The sequence below is a fragment of the Arcicella rosea genome, assembly GCF_014204325.1.
Lineage (GTDB): Bacteria > Bacteroidota > Bacteroidia > Cytophagales > Spirosomataceae > Arcicella > Arcicella rosea_A.
Genome location: NZ_JACHKT010000040.1, coordinates 1 through 18,886 on the forward strand (window position 1 = coordinate 1; position 18,886 = coordinate 18,886).

Genomic DNA, 18,886 nt, shown 5'->3' on the forward strand with positions numbered 1-18,886 from the left:
GCAACCTCTCCTTCAAGAATAGCAAATATAAAAATAATTATAATCAAATAATAGGATTTTAAGACAGTACCTCAAAGCTCATAACTCACAGCTAAAAAACTAAGCTGGCATCGTTGGGCGAACTTCTATTTTACTTGGTAAAGTTCTTGCAGGCATTTTAATTAAATCTGCTACAATCTGACCAATATCTTCTGGCTGAATCTTCCAAGCATCTTTTTCTGAAGGAGAATGTCCGTTGAAATTTGTTGCTACCGAACCCGGCATAACCGTTGTTACTTTGATTCCGTCTTTTCTTAAATCCATCATGATGGCTTGCGAGAAACCTACCACACCAAATTTACTAGCATTATATGCTCCACCATTTGGGAAAAAGTTAGTTCCAGCCAAACTCGAAATCGTGATAAAATATCCCTGAGTTTCTTTCAAAGCCAAGTAAGAAGCCTTAATACTATTGAAAGTACCAGTTAAGTTAATGTCAATCGTTTCTTGCCATTGTTCAGCAGTTAAATCTTGAATCGCTGCAAAATGTCCTACTCCAGCATTAGCAATTACGTAATCTAATCTTCCCCAAGTAGCAATAATCGTATCTACAGCACTTTGTTGAGAAGCTAAATTTCTTACATCCGATTCAATCCCAATGGCAAAATCTTCTTTGATTTTATTCAATTCTAATGCCGCTTCGTCTGCACTACTTTGCGAACGGCTTGTGATAGCCACTTTAATTCCTTCTTTGATTAATACTTCGGCAATGCCATATCCGATTCCTTTAGAACCTCCAGTAATAAGAGCAATTTTTGTCATGTTGATTGATTTTGAAATAAGTTTATATCACGGATTTTCAATCCGTCAGTAATAAATAAACGGATTGGAAATCCGTTATACTGTTCTTGTTCAACCTTTGAAAATATAAAAAAGTTTCTGAATGATGTTATCAGTACTTTATTGCTTGGAAATAGCGTAAATCATATTTCAATTCCATAATGATACAATTATATGAATAAAAAAACAGGTCAGAAGTTTTACGTCTGACCTGCTTAACTGTTTTTCTAAGGATTGGAAATCCGTTGTACTGTTTTTATGCTTTCTTTTTCCATAAATAGAAAACAGGAATTCCTAAAGCTACAATACCGACACCTGCCCAAGATGGAATAGGTTTGTAAATCAATAAATTCACACAAAGAGCAACGGCAAATAAAAGATAAATCGCAGGAATAACTGGATAGCCAAAAGCTTTGTATGGACGTGGTGTATTAGGTTGTTTTTTACGCAAAACGAATACTCCAACGATTGTCAAGATATAAAATACCAAAATGGCAAAAACGGTATAATCTAATAAATCCCCATAAGTACCTGTTAAACACAACAAACAAGCCCAGCCACATTGAATCCATAATGAAAAAGCAGGAACGCCTTTAGTGTTTAATTCGCCAGCCTTTCTAAAGAAAAGTCCATCTTTTGCCATGGCGTAATAGACTCTCGCCCCCGATAAAATAATCCCATTATTACAACCAAAAGTAGAAATCATGATAAAAATCGCCATAATGATAGTAGCAGGATTTCCGAAAATCATTTCAGCGGCAGCCGTCCCTACTCTATCATTCGTTGCAAACATAATTCCTCTTGAAAGCGTATCGGTAGCATTGGGATGTCCTTGTACTGGTAAAAGCATCAAGTAAGCAATATTTGCCAAAATGTACAAAGCACTTACGGTTAACGTTCCGTACAATAAACTTAATGGAATATCACGTTTAGGATTTTTCATTTCTCCAGCGGTATAAGTAACATTATTCCAAGCAGAAGACGAAAACAATGGCCCAATTAATGCTAAACCCATAGCCGACCATAAACCAATACCCGACAAATACTCATAATCTATGATTTTACCATTTTCCCAAATGATTTTCACTGGACTCCAGAAATCAATTGAGTTGATAGCCCACATTCCTTTTTTAGGATCAGAACCTACTATGATTCCGACGACAGCCAAGCCCAATAAAGCACCAATTTTAGTAACGGTAAAGATTAGTTGCACCAATTTAGCATTCTTTACGCCCTGAACATTTACGAAAGTCAGGAGTAAAATAAGAGCAATCGCTAAAAGTTGCTGCGTGTCAAAAAGAAGAAATTTATGTTCAGTACCGATATAATCAGGAAGGAGTACGCCAGTATATTTGGCAAAAGCAACTGCAACAGCTGCAATCGTACCGGTTTCGATAACCAAAAAGGTAGTCCAGCCAAAAAGGAAACCCGTTAAAGAATTATAAGCTTCTCTGAGATAAACGTATTGTCCGCCAGCGTTTGGCATCATACCCGCCAATTCGCCATAAGAAAGCGCTGAAATCAACGTAATTATACCTGTGATAATCCAAGCCAGTAATAAATAACCAGGAGAACCCAAGTTACGAGTAACATCTGCTGAAACGATGAAGATACCAGAGCCAATCATCGAACCAATCACAATCATGGTTGCATCAGTCAGGCTTAGTTCTTTTTTTAGTTCTTGTGAAGTAGTGGGAGAAGTATTTTTTTCCATCAAGGATTTATTGGTTAGTTTTGTTGATTAACAAACTTAACGAAAGACGGCTTGATTTCAAAATTTGGGGATTTATGATTAAGGCTGAATGTGTATGTGTAGTACTATTTCAATTCCATAATTGGTACGATTAGCATGTAGTCATTAAGTCTTCAAATCTTAAAGTCATTTAAAAAAAAATCCCCACAGCGTATAAATCACTGTGGGGATTTTTTTAAAAAACATTCTATAAGCCGGATTCTGTCGATTGAATTTTTCTTTGCAGAAATTTCCAAAAGTCTTATCATTTATCTCGAATAGTAGTCACCTACTACCTCTATCAACCTACCCACTGACACGAACGAGCCGTCCTTTACTTTGTTGTTGCCAACGCCGCTTGCCAGCCTATTTGGTCTTTCAACTCATGAGGTTTACCGATGCCTCGTTTGTCACCAACCGAGCGGTAGTCTCTTACGCTACCTTTTCACCCTTACCCTTGCGGGCGGTAATTTTCTGTGGCACTTGCTGTTACGGTTTCGTCTCCAAAACCGTACCTTCCCGTTAGGAAGCATGATGCTCTGTGTTGTCCAGACTTTCCTCCCCTGCTTTCACAAAGGCGATAAGACGAATGCTTTCTGGCACAAAGTTAGCTTTTAGTTTTTATAAACCATCTACTTTTATATCTAACTTTCCATTCGCATGGATTACCGCAATGATAGAATTTGGAGTTAGATATACTTTATCAGGTGTTAATTCACTAATATTTCCGTTCAAAGTAATGCCTTTCGCTACTTTATTATTGGTCAAGTTCGCTTGCATTTGCTTTTTCATTTCATCAATTTGTCCACCGATTTTAAACGTCAAAGCGTCTTTCATATTCTTGGCAAATTTTCCTTGAAAAAACCAGTTAGCAGTTCCTATCAATAAGTTTTTGGTTTTTAAATCATAATCAAAATTCTCTAAATAAACCGATTTTGTTGTTGGGTCGTAAGCTGGAACACCTTTATAATAAATACTTCCGTTGATACTTCCCTTCAAACCTGCTTTGATGACCATTTTTTCTTGGTCACCGTAAATATCAATTTCTGTTACTCCAACATTATACTTACCATCTTTAAAAGAAAAATTTTGTCCGATTAAAGTATCAGCTGTCAACTTTGCTGCTTCACGCAAAGGAATTTCAGCAATGATTCCCACTTTAAAATCATCTGCAATTTGATTAACCAATTTTAAATCTGGTACTGTATTAACTGCTTGGAAAGTTGGTTTTGTACCTGTTATCGTTTCAGTATAAGCCTGTATACCAATGGTTGCTTTTACTTTGTTGTTTACGGTAGTAAGCGGTGTCATTTGCAAACCAACTGGTGTTATTTTCAGCCAAGTACGGTATTTTTCAGAAAGTAAATAAGGTTGCATGGCTGTATTCCAAGCTTGTAACACATATTTTTTAATTTCTACATTTTTCTTTACAGCATCATCAACCGATTTCAATAAAACAGCTTGTTGTGAATTCAAAGCTCTTTCTACCAAACCTGTTACTGGTATTTCATAACCACCTAAACGCAAGGTTGGCTTTTTAATCCATTCATAACCCATCGGAAAACTCTGTACTGAAGCCGTCCAATTCGGAGAAATAGAGAATTTTGTGCCAAATTTCAGGTTGAAATCAAAAGATAATTCTTGTGGCGGAATAGAAATACCCATTACTTTATAACCCGCTCTTACCCATACTTTTAGTGGAACACTGAATAAAAAGGCTTCGTCTTTGGTCGTAACAGTAATGTTATCACGCTTGTTTACTTTACACATGAAGTTATCAAAATTGTTATCTTCCATGCTATTGTCTTCGTAAATCAAGTCTTTGATATTGGCATTGATTTGTCTTTCTACATCGCCCATTGTAATTTCAAAAGGGATTCCAATCGTCGAAAGACTTTTCTCTACTTGTTTTCCATTATACATATACGATTCTTTGGGTGCTTCAGGATTAGCAGTAGTATTTGTATTTTTTGAACTAGAACAGCCTTGAAGCAACATAAAAGCTATGAAGGCAAAAAGTATTTTTTTCATTTATGGTTATTTAAGTTATTAGCTTGTAGCTATGAGTTATGAGCTATGAGCTTTTAGCGTTTAGTTGTTATTTGAACAAAGAGCAAATTGCTAAAAACTCATAGCTCACAGCTGATAGCCTTTACAGCCATTATTTAGAATGTTTTTTACTTGAGAAAAGCAATTTGCTAAAAACTCGTAGCTCACAGCTCAAGGCTCACAGCTGAAAACTGAAAGCTGAGAACTATTTAATCTTCACATTAGTAGCTCCATAACCAAACTTTTCTTTCTGAGCATCTTCAAAGTATTTTACATTTTTATGTCCAGAAAGTTTTTTGTGAATGGCATCTCTGAGTACTCCATTTCCAACACCATGAATAAAAGTAATTTCATCCATTCCGTTAGCGATAGCTGCTTCAAACTGTTTATCGAAAGTAGTAATTTGCAAAGCTAACATTTCACGATTCGACATCGCCCATGAATCTGCTGATAATTTTTCGATGTGTAAATCAATCGAAACAGCTGGTTTTGACGGCAAAATGATAGTTGGTTCAGGTGCTTGCTTTTCAAACATTTGTTCCTTCAATTTTTCTACATCAATTTTTGTTGGAACAGGATTAACGGCATCTTCTGAATCCAATTGAAACAAATGTGCATCTTGATTAATAATCGGAGCTTTTTGTTTACTCTTGAAAAAAGTATTAACTCTAAATTTCAAACGTCTTACCAAAGGTTCTGGCAATTTCATAAATGCCAAACGATAGAAAAAAGCTTGAAACACAAATGTTCCCCATTCTTCAAAATCCTTTACCAAAACGTTTTGTACTTTGATAGAAGTTTTTGGTTTCAATGTTCCTGCTGCCAAACCTTTATGGTGTGGGTCTGAACCAACTGAAAGCATAAAAGGTAATTCCCAATCGGTATTATTGATAAGGTGTTGCGAAAGTTCACGGTCGTTTACAGGCACAAAAGCCATGTAAATACCTTTGTTTGCCAATATTTCTGGCGTTGTTGGTTGGCGACGCTCAATACTTCCTTGTGGTTCAAATGAACGAGAAGGTGCAACAGGTTTAAATGTTTTTTGTTCTAATTCATCAATAATTACTGCATCCGAACGCTTTACTGGAATGGTAAAACCGTCTTCAATTTCTATTTCAATAATATTATTCGACAAAATTTTGGTAACGATTCCTTCTTCTTTCCCACGTAATAGTCTTACTCTATCTCCTATATTCATTTTCTTAATTGTTAATTTGTTCGCAATTTAGGGCTTTGCTGTCGGTTATCAGTTATTTGGAATCTCTTATCTGGAAAAACTGTTATGCTTTTTTCAATCTTTTATCAAGAGAACTTAAAAAAGTTAAGACAAAGTTCAAAACATAATTTGTTTCAAAAATCATTTCCCCCTTTTGTAAGACCTTACTTTTCTTGTCTTGATACAAGAAAAGTAACAAAAGAAAATCAAGAAATTCCGAAACTCGCTTCGCTCAAACAGCGGAATTTCATTAAATGCTGACGCACGATTAATTAAAATAAAAGCTTACAGCTACTTAAACGCCACAACATTTTTTATATTTCTTTCCACTTCCACAAATACAAGAGTCGTTTCTGTTGATAAGTACTTCTGGTGAAGCATTTTTAGGATTAATAATTCCTTTTACATAAAACCATTTTCCATTTTCTTTTACAAAAGTGGAATGTTCATGATGAATTGACGTTTGTCCATGAGCGTTGTTAAAATAAGCTTTAAAAGTTACTTCTCCATTCACATCATTTACTTGTCCATTTTTAGTGTTTAGTATTTCTAATTTCTGCCATTGATTTTCGCTTGCCCAATCTGCTAAATCTTGTTTGCTAAACTTAGCACGTTCTGTAAAATACGTACTTAATAGTAAATAATCAGGTGCAACAGAGGCATAAGCTGAATATCTCGAACGCATCAATGACTCCGCAGTAAGTGCTTCTTTTTTTCCTAAAATAATTGGTTCACAACATTCGCTAAAAGCTAAGTTTGAACCACAATAACATTGTACTGACATCATAAAGTTTGGAGTTGTGAATTGCGAGTTATGTAGTGATTAGTAAAGATTGATTGGCGATTAGCATTATAGCAATATAATTAATTGAGTATATAAACCTATAAGGGTTTGAGGTTAAAACACTTATTATTAATCAATTATATAAATCCTTATAGGTATAATAAAATACTTCTGAATATTTAATATTTATATTTTGGCAACACGCAAAATCTTCTCCATTTTTCTACCTTTTGCCAATTCATCTACTAATTTGTCTAAATATCTTACTTGTTTTGTCAAAGTATTTTCTATTTCTTCTATTCTATAGCCACAAATTACACCTGTAATAAGCGACGCATTATGATTGAGATTAGCTTTCTGAAAAAATGTTTCAAACGTCACTTTTTCATCAATCAATTCATCTAGTTTTTTATCATCAAACCCCGTCAACCACGTAATTACTTGATGCAATTCCGCTTTTGTTCTGCCTTTACTTTCCACTTTTGTAAAATAGTGCGGATATACCGATGCAAAAGTCATTTTTGCTATTCGTTCATTGTGTTCAGTTGTTACTTTCATCATAATATTTTAAGGGAACACTTTTAACTATTTTCAAAGTAGATACAAATATAAATATAATTCCACATCTATAAAAAATCAGCAACACACTGATTTACAAATATATAAATACAATTCAACAGAAGAACACGCTCTTATTTTGATTGTATTCTGCATATTTCTATAAGGATACAAAGCTGTCCCATCCTAAAAAAGCTTGACAGCATAATATCACTTTGCTACCGCACATGCACAAATCACTACTGCATTTTACCAAGTAACTACAGGCTTTGCACAAATCACTACTGCACTTTACCAAGTAACTACAGGCTTTGCACAAATCACTACTGCATTTTATCAAGTAACGACAGGCTTTGCACAAATCACTACTGCACTTTACCAAGTAACGACAAGCTTTGCACAAATCACTACTGCATTTAATCAAGTAACTACAAGCTTTGCACAAATCACTACTGTGTCTCATCCTAAAAAAACAACTCAGTATTCATGCAAAATTAGTTGTTGTTTAGAGATGATTTATTTGAATGAAATATGGGCAAAATCATTGAATTCTCTCATTTATTCTCTCAACAAAAAACACATTCTCATCTATCTGTCGCCAAAATAACTTTTCACTCTTTCCTAAAATATTTACATACAAAGAGTAGGCGATTTTAAAGGTAATTTAAGTGCATGAATTAGCCAATCATAATACAGTTTTTATCATTATTCTTGTTGAATCTAAGTCCTTCTTAAATACCCCCATAAAAATACCTATATAAAACCACGAAGCAGTGCTTTATATCCGATTTCAAAAAGGGTTATTTTTCCTCTTACACAGTCCTCTTTCTTGTAGCAAATTTGTGTTATCAATAGCTTTTGAAAAGTGGAGTTCAGCTACCACTAAAAAAACGGGCTTACTTACCGAGGCATTTACGATAAGGGTGAAATCTGAAAAACCATAAGAGTAGGAGCATTTAAAAAACTAATTTTATGGCTAGTACAGACTTAATGACGTATCTAAACTACATGGCTACTTGGGATTCAGAAAGCGATGAAAATATTGGTAACATTATTACAGAGCAAAACCTTTTCTTGCAAGTAGATGATTATGATTCAGACCGTGTTGTGAATGATGAGTTTAACACCCTTTATGATTTGGCTTGCGAAGTTAGAAATCTGACAATAGCCGCCGATGCCACCCAAATAGCCGCCGATGCCGCTGCCATAGCAGCCATTTGGTCTTTTGGCTTAGGGATGGCGGCATTTGCTGCACTAGAAGCAGCCGAGATTATTGAGAAAAAAGTTATTTCTGACAAATCAAAAAAACTAAATAATAAGCTCACAACAGTAGATACCGATATTTCAGCCAATATCAATGATAATGTAAAAAATTACGTAGCCAAATATAAGTTAAATAACAATTTAATTGCCTCCAAAGCCCCAGTGGGCTTAGATACACGAACTTGTCGAGCATATCTAATGCAATTTACGGCTGAGGTGCAACGAAAAGCTGGAAAATTAGATGCACCCACTTTTAAACAATATGCAGAATCGGCAAGGCTTCTTTTTAATTGTGATGAAATCAACGGAGTATATGATGCCCTTGATGAACTAAACATGAGTGCCAAAACTGATGCTGATGTTAAAAAATTCATGAATGTTCTTGTGGGCTTTCAGCCACCTGAAGGTGTTGTAATTGCTAAAGATATTTTAATGGGGGCATCGATAACAATCATGTTCCGAAAGCTTAAAATAGCCAATGAAACTATTAGAACGATGGCTAGAGAAGCAGGTATCCCTGTTGAAGAAGTTAATACTAGCGCTTTCCAAGCGATGGATGCTGTTGGAAAGTTTGTAACTGTTGTGGCGGTTGTGATATCTGTGGTAGATATTATATTTAACATTCTTGACATTGTAAATGTAGTTGAACAATGTAATAAAATGTGCGACGAGCTACAAGGTCCAATAAAACAAAGTTATTTAGATTATTTTAATGGAATAAAAGAAGCTTCAAAACAATATAAGGCTGCCATAACGCCAAGTAAAATTGGGTGATGAAACCAAATGTTGCAGAATTTGAAGGTGCACCATGGGACAACCATATTATATCAACTTATTCAACAACTGTAGAGGCAGCCAAAAAATACGCAGAAGAGCATTCAAATATCACTTTTTTCTTCTATTGTAGAGAACACATGACTTTTGAACCTGAACCTCATCGTACTTTTGACCCTGGAACGGCTGTATTCTTTAGTGGTAAGCCATGGTACGGTACAGCACCCCAATGCGATGCTTATGAAAAGAATAAATAATAAAAATCTGCTCTTCGAGGTGTACGATACTTTAATTCACTTCAATTATTCTAGAAAATAGTAACTGTATAAATTTAACCCGTCAGTTTTTTAACTTGACGGTTTTTTTTGTGCTGTTCTCTCAACCAGTACCCATTATCTTCTCTTCATCATCAAAATTAGTTTTTCCAAAATAATATTGAAAAACTAACATCCAATTGTGTGATTAAGTAATTTTATACATAAATTATAAACAAGAATTAACTAATTTGTGGTTGGACTTGTCCGAAAACTAGCCACTGGTTAGCAACACAACTATAATATCAAACTTATCAACAAACCAAAATAATCAAATGAAAGAAAATAACAAACTCGCTGATTTAACATTAGAAGAACTACTAGTAAAACAAAAAAAGGCAAAAGCTGCTGTTATAGGACTCGGCATCGTGATGGCAATTGCTTTAATTATCCTAATTTATCTTGCCTTAAAAAATAAAAATTATGCCTTACTTGGTGTTGCAGGTGGTAGTGCTATCACGCTTTTACCAAGTTTTATTGCTCTAAAACAAATAGAAACTGAAATAAAATCACGAAAAAGCTAGATAGTATATTTTTCATTGCCTCATTGCTGTTGGTCGTATCTCAACAAAAAACCATTGTCTTTGTTTGTATCACTACGAACAATTTGATTAATTATTTACGAAGACACAAACAATGGCAATGGATAATTTTAAACATCATGAAACGATACAATAAAATACTTTTAGTATCTTTTTTATCCATTTTTTCACTAGTTGCAAAAGCACAAGCAGGCAAAACAAAACAGTCTCATAAATTTACCATTTATCAGCAACCTACAAAAACTATAATTGATTTCTTAAAATGGTATCGTAATAACTTAGGAATACAAGGAAATCTGTTGAAAACAAATCCTAATTTGCCAAAAGATACAGTAGCATATTATTCGGTTAATTTTTTGGAAACAGAGAAGTATTTATCAAAATTACAAAGTACAGGTTTCATCTCTGATAAATACATAAACAAATGGCGAGTATATTTTAAAAAGTGCGAGCAAAACTTGAAAGAAAATCCTCAACCCAATGATGGTCCAGCAGATGGCTTTGATTTCGACTTTATTATGTTAGGTCAAGAATATAATGATGACTTAGATATAATAGAAAAAGCCAAAATAAAATCATTAATTATTTCAAATAAGAATGCCATCATAAAATTATATTTTTCATTTGGAAATGAAATTATCTATAATCTTACACAATACGGCGATAAGTGGCAAATAGATGATATAACGAGAAAGCATCTTCCATCTACATTAAAATAGTCAATTGCAATAACTCTATTACCTTTATTTGTATCACTACGAACAATCAAATGAATTATTTGTAAAACACAAACAATGGCTATAAGCTTCTGTATTTTATAACCAACAAAAAAGCTAAACAAACTCCAAACCCTATTTAATGAAATTCTCAGAAAGCTTACAAAAGATACTTCCATTTGGTTATCTATTTCTTGTGGTAATGGGCATCTTGAAAGAGAGTGTCTTCTATTACCAAATCGGAATAAATATTTTGAAATACTCCACCATTATGGACATTTTGATAAGTCCGATTGCTACACTTACTGCACATCCAATCATATTAATAGCCCTAATCTTAGTAATTGTTTTTGCTTATGCTTTACCCACATTCTTGTCTAAACAAAGTCATAAAAGTTGGGTTCAAAAAATATCTGGAATAAAAAGTAAAGATGAAGTAAGTAGTGAAGAGCTTAGTGAAAACCTTACCAATTTATTTATCAAATATCTTACCATTGGCTTATTGGCGTTCTTTCTTGGAATAGGAATTGGTGAAGGCATCGGTTTATCTAAGAAAATAAAAAGCAATAATCTAGTTTATAAACACAAACTGAATTATAGTAGCGGAGATTCAGAGCAGGTTTACCTCATAAACACAAATAGTGTATATTATTTTTATCTAGCAAAAGGAAACAAAGCCATCAAAATTGCGCCAATCGGTGCAATAAAGAGCATTGAACTTACCGATAATAAAATGTTGAAATAAAATACTGCTATCAATCAGTAATGTAGCCCAATTAAACAAAAAATATAAATTGTATTTTCCTGATAAATCTCAACAATGACATTAACGATTAAACGCTATGGCTCTTTATCAGTTTGCTCCAAGCCCAAGTTTAACCGAATTTGTTCGGGTGTATAGAGTTGTTCATTTTGTTTTTGAAGATATTACAAACATTCCTTACAAACCTTATCCGCCTAAGCCTGAACATTGTCTTAGCTTTTATCCTCGTGATACCGAAACCGTTCAATTTGCTAACAAAGGAACGAAAATCAATAACCTAAAAACAGTTTTGATTGGGCAACAAAGTGAAGTAACCAATAGATTTGTCGGAAAAGATTTTTTGGTTTTCCAAGTAGTGTTTAGTCCTGGTGGTTTGTTTCGTTTGACGGGGATTCCCGCCCAAGAACTCAACAATTGTTACATTGATGCCGAAACTATTTTCGGGAATGCCCTCAGAGAAGTAAATGATAAATTGAACGACGCTCTTAATTTCACGCAAATGGTTCAAGTAGTTGAATCATTTTTATGGAAACAAGTAAATAGCGGCGTGAAAGACTTTCATCGACTAGACCACGTGAGTAATCTAATCCTGAAATCAGAAAAAGGCTTGAATATAGAATGGCTTGCCAATGAATCATGTCTTAGTTTACGCCAATATGAACGAAAATTCATCGAACGCATGGGTATTTCGCCACGATATTTCAGTAAAATTGCTCGCTTCGAAAATGCCTTTAGAATTAAAAATAAAGAACCTCATTTAGATTGGCTTTCTATTGCCATGCGTTGTGGTTACTACGATTATCAGCACTTGGTAAAAGACTACAAAGAGTTTACCAACCAAACACCTACTGGTTTTCACTTGTTGGATAGTGGCTCTCCCGAAAGAAAATTTGGAGAATCCGACACCTATTAAAATGTCGTTTTTTTACCACCAAGCTCTTGGCTGTTCTTGTGAGATTTGTATGGTTAATTAAACAATACAAACATGAAAAGAAAGCAATTTTTATTAACAAGTGCTGCGGCAATCCCTACCATCTTGATGAACAACAATGTACTTGCTCAAAAAGTAGAACGTCCCCAAAAAGGTTTCGTCGTAAAGGCAAACGAAAGTAGATTTGGCGAAAAAACATTAGTCGGTGGTAAAAGTCCAAACAATATCAAGGTATCTCAAAAAGATACAAACAACGACTTAACGGTTTTTGAGTATATCGGAAACGAAAAAGGTGGTCCTCCGCTTCATGTACATCCTAATCAAGACGAAATATTTTTTATTGTAGCAGGAGAATACCTCTTTCAAGTTGGGGAAGATAAGCATACTTTAAAAGCAGGCGATACCATATTTTTACCAAGAACTATCCCTCATACTTTTGCACAGCTCTCAGAAACTGGTAAAATGTTCTTTCTTTTTCAGCCATCGGGCAAAATGGAAGATTTTTTCAGAGCACTCGGAAATTTAACTGCTCCACCCAGCCCAGAACAGGGAGCAAAAATATTTGCAGCACACGATATGCAAGTGGTTGGGCCGCCATTACAATACTAATATCCCCTCCCATTTCGCTTCTTACACAAAATGAGGCTGAACCCAAACACAGCACCACTAAATCGCTTTTAGGAGGCTAATATTTTAGGTTCAGCCTCATCGCTACAGCATAATATCACTTTGCAACCACCTTTACACAAATCACTACTGCATTTTATCTATTAACTACCACCTTTACACAAATCACTACAGCATTTTATCACGTAACTACAGCATTTGCACAAATCACTACAGCATTTTACCAAGTAACTACCACCTTTACACAAATCTCTACAGCATTTTATCACGTAACTACAGCATTTGCACAAATCACTACAGCATTTTATCAAGTAACTACAGCATTTACACAAATCACTACAGCACTTTATCAAGTAACTACCGCCTTTGGACAAATCACTACAGCACTTTATCAAGTAACTACCGCATTTGCACAAATCACTACAGCATTTTATCTATTAACTACCACCTTTGCACAAATCACTACAGCATTTTATCAATTAACTACAGGCTTTGAACAAATCACTACTGCATTTTATCAAGTAACTACCGCCTTTGCACAAATCACTACAGCACTTTATCAAGTAACTACCGCCTTTGCACAAACCACTACAGCATTTTATCTATTAACTACAGCATTTGCACAAACCACTACAGCATTTTATCTAGTAACTACCACCTTTGCACAAATCACTACAGCACTTTATCAAGTAACTACAGCATTTGCACAAATCACTACAGCACTTTGTCAAGTAACTACAGCATTTTTACAAATCACTACAGCACTTTATCAAGTAACTACAGCATTTGCACAAATCACTATAGCATTTTATCTAGTAACTACAGCATTTGCACAAATCACTACAGCATTTTATCACTTTGCTACCGCCTTTGCGCAAATCACTGTTATCTATGTAAAATTGGCAACTAATTAAAGTTGATGTTTTTTTTGAATTGAAGAAAAGACAAACCCTATCGTATTTTTATTATACGGTAGGGTTTGTTTAGAGAACTAAAGAGACAGGGATAATTATTCCACTAAAGTCAAAGTCAATTAAAATGAATTTATTTTTTTCCGATTTCTCATAAAAAGTCAATAAAGTGGTTTTTAAAATAGGGTCGGTTACTTTATTAATAAAACTTTTCAATTGATCTGTAGTTTGAAATAATTCATTTATAAAACCCCCAAATCTGTATTTACCATTGTATTTAACAATATTTTTTTCAAAAAAGCCTATTATATCATGCTCCAAAGCAAAACTCTTTACTAACTCATTCACTCTTTCATCACAAAAATCTCGCCCATGCTCGTTTACAAATATACATAATTTGTATAAGTCCCAAAGCTCTTTATTGAAAACGAAGTTGGCATTACAAAAGTCATTAAAGAAATAAAAAAGTAAATCTAAAATATTTTGTTCGTCTATAGGGAAATTGTAACTCTGCCCCTCAGCTTTCATCACAACATGAAGGAACTCCGCTTTGAAAATTGAGTTATATTCATCATCCTCAAAAATTCTTAAGATTATTTTATTGTACTCATGTTTTGCAGTCAGTTCATCATTTTGATAAAATTCAACAATATTTTTGAAATTATTTTGTAGTTTATTGCGAAGGACTTGATACAAATGAAATCTATCAAATTTTTCTAGTAAAAAAAGGTGTTGCCCAAGCTCTAACATTCCTTTTATAATTAGTTCAAAATCTTCAAGGCTATCATAAAGATTGGTTATCTCGAATTTTAAAATCAACTCATCAATTAGATTTTTATCAATCCAATTCTTTATGGCTATTTTAAAGTCATTAATATTTTCCGATTTCCTAACATTTTTAAAATCTCTTTCACTTAAGACTCCTTCTGTTAGTCTCATTGAGGAATAAATATAAAAGTTTGAAGGACGTCTTATTGATTGAATATTTTCAGTATTGATTAATTCATCATTTTCAAAATAGAAAGTTAAAGGTGTTTTTTTAGGTTGGAAAAAAATTTTTGAAACCAATGAGTTTATTTCTTCAATATTATCTGTTGTAATCTTTAATTTAGACGCATTTGATTTTAAATACTCTTTAAATTTAGTCTCATCAAGATATAGAAAATTTAATTTAGAGTTATTGTTGCTTAAAACATTGGACTTATAAATTGAGAGAAAATACTTATTTTCTTCAAACAATACAGTGTAAATGGTATGATATTTCAATTTAATTAGTTCCACATTAAAAAAATCTGCAAAAAGGACATCTTCAGCTACTTGTTCAAAATTTATACAAAAAGGATTTGTAAAAATAGTAACATCACGTAATGTATGAATGCATCTCTCAAAAATTTCTAAATGTGATATATCGGAGAAATATTTATCTATCTCAATGTGATAATTATTATTAAGTTTACTTTTCAATTTTTCAATCATTATACTTCTAAATCGATTTTTTTCAAAAGTTGGCAAGGGAAATTCTGCTTGAAATATTTTTTCAAGAAACCTTTCTTTTTCGTGTGGATTGATTTCTGCAATAGCATTTATAACATATCCTTTATCAAAAGCTACTACAAAAACAGTATTTTTAAAGTTGGCAGAAATACGAATGAGTTTAATGATTTCAATAATTTCCTTGTTATCTAATCTGTCTAAATCATCAATAAATATCACTATTTGCTTATTAAGCCTTTTGATACTAGCGTTAATACGGTCAAAAATCTCTTGCGTTGATTGTGTTCCAAAAATAGTTTTCTGTAAAAAATCTATGGTTTTAAAATAGATGTTATCATCAACTGCTGTGAGTTGTTTTACATAAAGATTAATATGTTGTGATACACTTCCATCATTCAGTTCTGCTTTTAGTAAATCAAAAAAATCTGTAATTAGATTCTTTGTCTCATGACTATGCCAAGCATTAAAATCAACTATAATTGTATTTCCGTTTAGCTTCTTTTTGATAAGATGTAAAAAAGAAGTCTTCCCAGAACCCCATTTTCCAGTAATGCCAATAGCAAAAGATTCTTTAGGAAAGGAGTCATTAATTTGCTCTGCTATTTTTTGAGCATAATTACCTCTACCAAGTTTTTCATCACTTAATTCTTCAATTGGTTTATCTGTCTGAAAGCCTTTTTTTGTGTCTTCTTGATTTTCCGCTTGTTTTTGCAAAGTGCATCTTTTGATACAAAAGAAAATATGAGCGAGAGGTACAATAAGAAATATATCTAAATAAGATAAGATTGGCATAAACCAAAATCTACTATAATGCCATCCACCACTACAGCGATAAATAAAATACCAAAAGCCTATAACAATTACTAATGAGCTATCAAAAGAAGAAAAGTAGTGGTCATTTTTATATTTATAGCGATAGTAAAAAAAAAGAAGAATGGAGATAACTAAAAAGATAATATCGGAAAAGTAACTACTTTCAAGATTTTGAAAAATAGGTTTGCCAATGTACTCATTTAAAATACTTTCAAAGTATTTATTGAAAAGTATAGGTAATATAGCGACAGCACTCAGAAATATAATCTTTCTGTTACTTATAACTTCAAATAGGTATTTTTGGATAATGTCTTTTTTAAACTGAGGAAAAATCATTCTAAGTAGATTTTAAATTTCTTTTAAATATAGAACTTTTATTATTATTTCAATTGCCTTATGATAAAACTGATACTTAAACCTTAAAGATTGAGAAGCTTCACCAATTCAAACCCTCAATCAACCCTAGGCAAAGAAATATTCTTTTTTACAGCTAATAATCGGATTCCGACGATGATGAGAATGGTTAAAATGTCAACCAATTCATTGGGGAAGGTCAACTGTTTCATCAAGAAATACCCTAAACCTCCTACAATACAGGCAGTAGCATAAATTTCTTTTTTGAAAAGCGTCGGAATTTCATTCAATAAAGTATCTCGAATTACTCCTCCAAAACAAGCGGTAATTGTTCCTAAAATAACACAAGCAGCAATATCCAAATCAATCACCAAGCCTTCCTGAATGCCTCTTAAAGTAAAGAAACCCAAACCAAGCGAATCAAAAAGAGTAAGTGTTTTATCTAATTTGTCGATATGGTTTTTTAAGAAGATTGTCAGGATAGAAGTACCTGTAATTAAGAAAATGACCGAAGAATCTAACAGCCATCGCACTGGCAAATGACCAATCAACATATCACGAATCGTTCCTCCGCCAATGGAAGTAACAAAAGCGATAACCAGTAAACCAAAAATATCTAATTGTTTACGAATGCCTGCCAAAGTACCTGAAATGGCAAAAGCTACGGTTCCGCCTATATTGATGATTGTGAAAAATTCCATTTGAATAACGTAGTGATTAGTAAATAGTGATTGGCGATTAGTATTATAAAAGATTAACTATCAATTTGTTGCAAAAATGACTTGACGATTACTTATAAAAGTATTCATCAAGTCATTTTAAATATTGCTACAAAATTAAGCTATTTTGCTGGCACTTCGTGGAGTAATTCTAAGCCAACTGATGAACGTGGCGGAAAACCTGTCCAATTCTTTTCGTTGGAATTAGGTTGAAGCAATAAGTATTTACCAAAATCTTGATGCTTGAGTTGTATTCCTAAAAAGGCTGTAACAAAATGTTGATTGATATTATTGATATGGCGTTCGTTCCATGCAGGTTCTGAATAATGAGCATAATCTCTGGCACGTTCTGGTTTATAAGCTTCTGCTGGCGGAGGATTCGGCGCTACATTATGGCGAGCATTCAAATAAGTCAATAAATAACGCTCGCTATTGATAGTTCCTTTATAGATTGCTTTAATACCATCTTCATATCCAGAAATATCATCTTGGTTACCCGCTACAAAAAAAGTAGGCACTTTCAAACCTTTTAATCCTTCGGCATCCCAAACCCCACGTTGCATTCCCCATGGAGCAAAAGCTACAACTGCTTTAATACGATTGTCCTGCGAAGCGATATATTCAGGATTTCCTGCTGTTCGTACTTCAATGGCTTTACTTCCACCCGTCATGGTCGCAAATAAGCTTGCTGCTAGCTGACTATAACCAGCACCTGCGGCATTCAAAACACCATAACCACCCATCGAATAGCCTATCAAAGCAGTATTATTGGCATCTGCCAAACCTTCCAGAAAACTCTTACTCTTTGGTTTTGCCAGTTCAGCCATTTGATTGAGGACAAATAAAATATCTTTACCACGATTCAATAAAGTACTTTGAAAAGGTGAAGCATCACGATAAGTAGATTCCGTATGGTCTATTGCCACCACCACGTAACCTTTTGAAGCAAGGTTCTCTGTCAAATAAGTCATTAATAATCTAGAACCCAAATACCCATGTGAAACCACAATCAAAGGAAATGTACCAACACCTGTTTTGGGTTTGGCATCACGAGCAGCTCTTCCTGAAAACTGAAATGGAATCAAAGGTCGTTTTGGGTCGTTTGATACGCCAAATACTTGGTCATACGCAACGATTTCTTTTTCATTATCAGCTAAATTAGCAGGATACCAAACTTCTACTTTTAGCGGTCTGTCATAAATAGCATCTACGCCACCTTTAGATTTAAGCACATCTACTTGTCCTTTATGAACAAATTCAAGCGTCCTTACTCCTACTTTATATTCTCCTCGGGCTGATAATTCAGGAGCATCAGGTAGTGCATCGCCAAAAATATATGAATCAGGAAACTGAGCTTGTGAGTTGGTTTTGAAGACAAATAAAACCAATAACATTAATACAGCTGTTTTTAGCCGTTGAGGAGTAAATTTTTTCATAGTTTTTTAAGATGAATTGTTTTCAAAGATTGCATAAAAAAAATAAATTCAGCCCGACGTTGACTGAATTT

Annotated in this window: 16 protein-coding genes and 1 other RNA gene; 7 read left to right on the top strand and 10 right to left on the bottom strand. The window is 33.7% G+C overall.

Translation table 11 applies throughout. The features are described 5' to 3' along the window. Nucleotides 1-99: 99 nt before the first annotated feature. The 7 genes from HNP25_RS19220 to HNP25_RS19250 all read right to left on the bottom strand — a co-directional run bounded on the left by HNP25_RS19220 (nucleotide 100) and on the right by HNP25_RS19250 (nucleotide 7,158). Nucleotides 100-801, bottom strand: a complete 702-nt coding sequence (locus HNP25_RS19220; RefSeq protein WP_184136948.1) for an SDR family oxidoreductase — start codon at nucleotides 799-801, stop codon at nucleotides 100-102. 274 nt (nucleotides 802-1,075) lie between these two features. After that, a complete protein-coding gene (locus HNP25_RS19225; RefSeq protein ID WP_184136951.1) occupies nucleotides 1,076-2,533 on the bottom strand; it encodes an APC family permease in 1,458 nt (485 codons plus the stop codon). Between the two features lie 213 nt (nucleotides 2,534-2,746). Then, an RNA gene (gene rnpB, locus HNP25_RS19230) (RNase P RNA component class A) lies at nucleotides 2,747-3,148 on the bottom strand. 24 nt (nucleotides 3,149-3,172) lie between these two features. After that, nucleotides 3,173-4,582 carry a DUF4403 family protein gene (locus HNP25_RS19235; protein ID WP_184136953.1) on the bottom strand — a complete coding sequence of 470 codons (1,410 nt, stop codon included), beginning with the start codon at nucleotides 4,580-4,582 and terminating at the stop codon, nucleotides 3,173-3,175. Between the two features lie 223 nt (nucleotides 4,583-4,805). Then, nucleotides 4,806-5,798 carry a DUF2027 domain-containing protein gene (locus HNP25_RS19240; RefSeq protein WP_184136955.1) on the bottom strand — a complete coding sequence of 331 codons (993 nt, stop codon included), beginning with the start codon at nucleotides 5,796-5,798 and terminating at the stop codon, nucleotides 4,806-4,808. A 313-nt stretch (nucleotides 5,799-6,111) separates the two neighbouring features. Further along, nucleotides 6,112-6,603 (bottom strand): YchJ family protein, encoded by a 492-nt coding sequence (locus HNP25_RS19245; RefSeq protein WP_184136957.1) that lies wholly within the window; start codon nucleotides 6,601-6,603, stop codon nucleotides 6,112-6,114. A 183-nt stretch (nucleotides 6,604-6,786) separates the two neighbouring features. After that, nucleotides 6,787-7,158 (bottom strand): DUF2200 domain-containing protein, encoded by a 372-nt coding sequence (locus tag HNP25_RS19250; protein WP_184137010.1) that lies wholly within the window; start codon nucleotides 7,156-7,158, stop codon nucleotides 6,787-6,789. 972 nt (nucleotides 7,159-8,130) lie between these two features. Between HNP25_RS19250 and HNP25_RS19255 the strand changes: the two genes are divergently transcribed. The 7 genes from HNP25_RS19255 (at nucleotide 8,131) to HNP25_RS19285 (ending at nucleotide 13,070) form a co-directional block, all read left to right on the top strand. Further along, complete coding sequence (locus tag HNP25_RS19255; protein WP_184136959.1) at nucleotides 8,131-9,195, top strand: hypothetical protein; 1,065 nt, start codon at nucleotides 8,131-8,133, stop codon at nucleotides 9,193-9,195. Continuing rightward, a complete protein-coding gene (locus tag HNP25_RS19260; protein ID WP_184136961.1) occupies nucleotides 9,195-9,452 on the top strand; it encodes a hypothetical protein in 258 nt (85 codons plus the stop codon). Before HNP25_RS19255 ends, HNP25_RS19260 begins: the two co-directional genes overlap by 1 nt. 332 nt (nucleotides 9,453-9,784) lie before the next feature. Beyond that, the gene (locus tag HNP25_RS19265; RefSeq protein ID WP_184136963.1) at nucleotides 9,785-10,033 is read left to right on the top strand and encodes a hypothetical protein; all 249 of its coding nucleotides are present in this window, start codon (nucleotides 9,785-9,787) and stop codon (nucleotides 10,031-10,033) included. Between the two features lie 137 nt (nucleotides 10,034-10,170). Beyond that, entirely contained in the window at nucleotides 10,171-10,770 is a 600-nt protein-coding gene (locus HNP25_RS19270) for a hypothetical protein (RefSeq protein WP_184136965.1), read from the top strand. A 139-nt stretch (nucleotides 10,771-10,909) separates the two neighbouring features. Then, on the top strand, nucleotides 10,910-11,512 hold the full coding sequence (locus HNP25_RS19275; RefSeq protein WP_184136967.1) for a hypothetical protein: 603 nt from the start codon (nucleotides 10,910-10,912) through the stop codon (nucleotides 11,510-11,512). Between the two features lie 97 nt (nucleotides 11,513-11,609). Then, a complete protein-coding gene (locus tag HNP25_RS19280; protein WP_184136969.1) occupies nucleotides 11,610-12,443 on the top strand; it encodes a helix-turn-helix domain-containing protein in 834 nt (277 codons plus the stop codon). Between the two features lie 72 nt (nucleotides 12,444-12,515). Beyond that, nucleotides 12,516-13,070 carry a cupin domain-containing protein gene (locus tag HNP25_RS19285; protein ID WP_184136971.1) on the top strand — a complete coding sequence of 185 codons (555 nt, stop codon included), beginning with the start codon at nucleotides 12,516-12,518 and terminating at the stop codon, nucleotides 13,068-13,070. Between the two features lie 1,001 nt (nucleotides 13,071-14,071). On the opposite strand, the gene HNP25_RS19290 is transcribed toward HNP25_RS19285, so the two are convergent. From HNP25_RS19290 to HNP25_RS19300, 3 genes are all read right to left on the bottom strand, one after another. Continuing rightward, entirely contained in the window at nucleotides 14,072-16,642 is a 2,571-nt protein-coding gene (locus HNP25_RS19290; protein WP_184136973.1) for a KAP family P-loop NTPase fold protein, read from the bottom strand. Between the two features lie 116 nt (nucleotides 16,643-16,758). Then, the gene (locus HNP25_RS19295) at nucleotides 16,759-17,361 is read right to left on the bottom strand and encodes a trimeric intracellular cation channel family protein (RefSeq protein WP_184136975.1); all 603 of its coding nucleotides are present in this window, start codon (nucleotides 17,359-17,361) and stop codon (nucleotides 16,759-16,761) included. A gap of 140 nt (nucleotides 17,362-17,501) precedes the next feature. Beyond that, a complete protein-coding gene (locus HNP25_RS19300; RefSeq protein WP_409012533.1) occupies nucleotides 17,502-18,815 on the bottom strand; it encodes an alpha/beta hydrolase family protein in 1,314 nt (437 codons plus the stop codon). Nucleotides 18,816-18,886 lie beyond the last annotated feature (71 nt).

Bases quoted from the DNA above. Each gene is read 5' to 3' on its own strand.
- HNP25_RS19220 (WP_184136948.1), bottom strand. From the start codon at position 801: ATGACAAAAATTGCTCTTATTACTGGAGGTTCTAAAGGAATCGGATAT.
- HNP25_RS19285 (WP_184136971.1), top strand. From the start codon at position 12,516: ATGAAAAGAAAGCAATTTTTATTAACAAGTGCTGCGGCAATCCCTACC.
- HNP25_RS19295 (WP_184136975.1), bottom strand. From the start codon at position 17,361: ATGGAATTTTTCACAATCATCAATATAGGCGGAACCGTAGCTTTTGCC.
- HNP25_RS19255 (WP_184136959.1), top strand. From the start codon at position 8,131: ATGGCTAGTACAGACTTAATGACGTATCTAAACTACATGGCTACTTGG.
- HNP25_RS19280 (WP_184136969.1), top strand. From the start codon at position 11,610: ATGGCTCTTTATCAGTTTGCTCCAAGCCCAAGTTTAACCGAATTTGTT.
- HNP25_RS19235 (WP_184136953.1), bottom strand. From the start codon at position 4,582: ATGAAAAAAATACTTTTTGCCTTCATAGCTTTTATGTTGCTTCAAGGC.
- HNP25_RS19275 (WP_184136967.1), top strand. From the start codon at position 10,910: ATGAAATTCTCAGAAAGCTTACAAAAGATACTTCCATTTGGTTATCTA.
- HNP25_RS19265 (WP_184136963.1), top strand. From the start codon at position 9,785: ATGAAAGAAAATAACAAACTCGCTGATTTAACATTAGAAGAACTACTA.
- HNP25_RS19240 (WP_184136955.1), bottom strand. From the start codon at position 5,798: ATGAATATAGGAGATAGAGTAAGACTATTACGTGGGAAAGAAGAAGGA.
- HNP25_RS19250 (WP_184137010.1), bottom strand. From the start codon at position 7,158: ATGAAAGTAACAACTGAACACAATGAACGAATAGCAAAAATGACTTTT.
- HNP25_RS19260 (WP_184136961.1), top strand. From the start codon at position 9,195: ATGAAACCAAATGTTGCAGAATTTGAAGGTGCACCATGGGACAACCAT.
- HNP25_RS19270 (WP_184136965.1), top strand. From the start codon at position 10,171: ATGAAACGATACAATAAAATACTTTTAGTATCTTTTTTATCCATTTTT.
- HNP25_RS19225 (WP_184136951.1), bottom strand. From the start codon at position 2,533: ATGGAAAAAAATACTTCTCCCACTACTTCACAAGAACTAAAAAAAGAA.
- HNP25_RS19290 (WP_184136973.1), bottom strand. From the start codon at position 16,642: ATGATTTTTCCTCAGTTTAAAAAAGACATTATCCAAAAATACCTATTT.
- HNP25_RS19300 (WP_409012533.1), bottom strand. From the start codon at position 18,815: ATGAAAAAATTTACTCCTCAACGGCTAAAAACAGCTGTATTAATGTTA.
- HNP25_RS19245 (WP_184136957.1), bottom strand. From the start codon at position 6,603: ATGATGTCAGTACAATGTTATTGTGGTTCAAACTTAGCTTTTAGCGAA.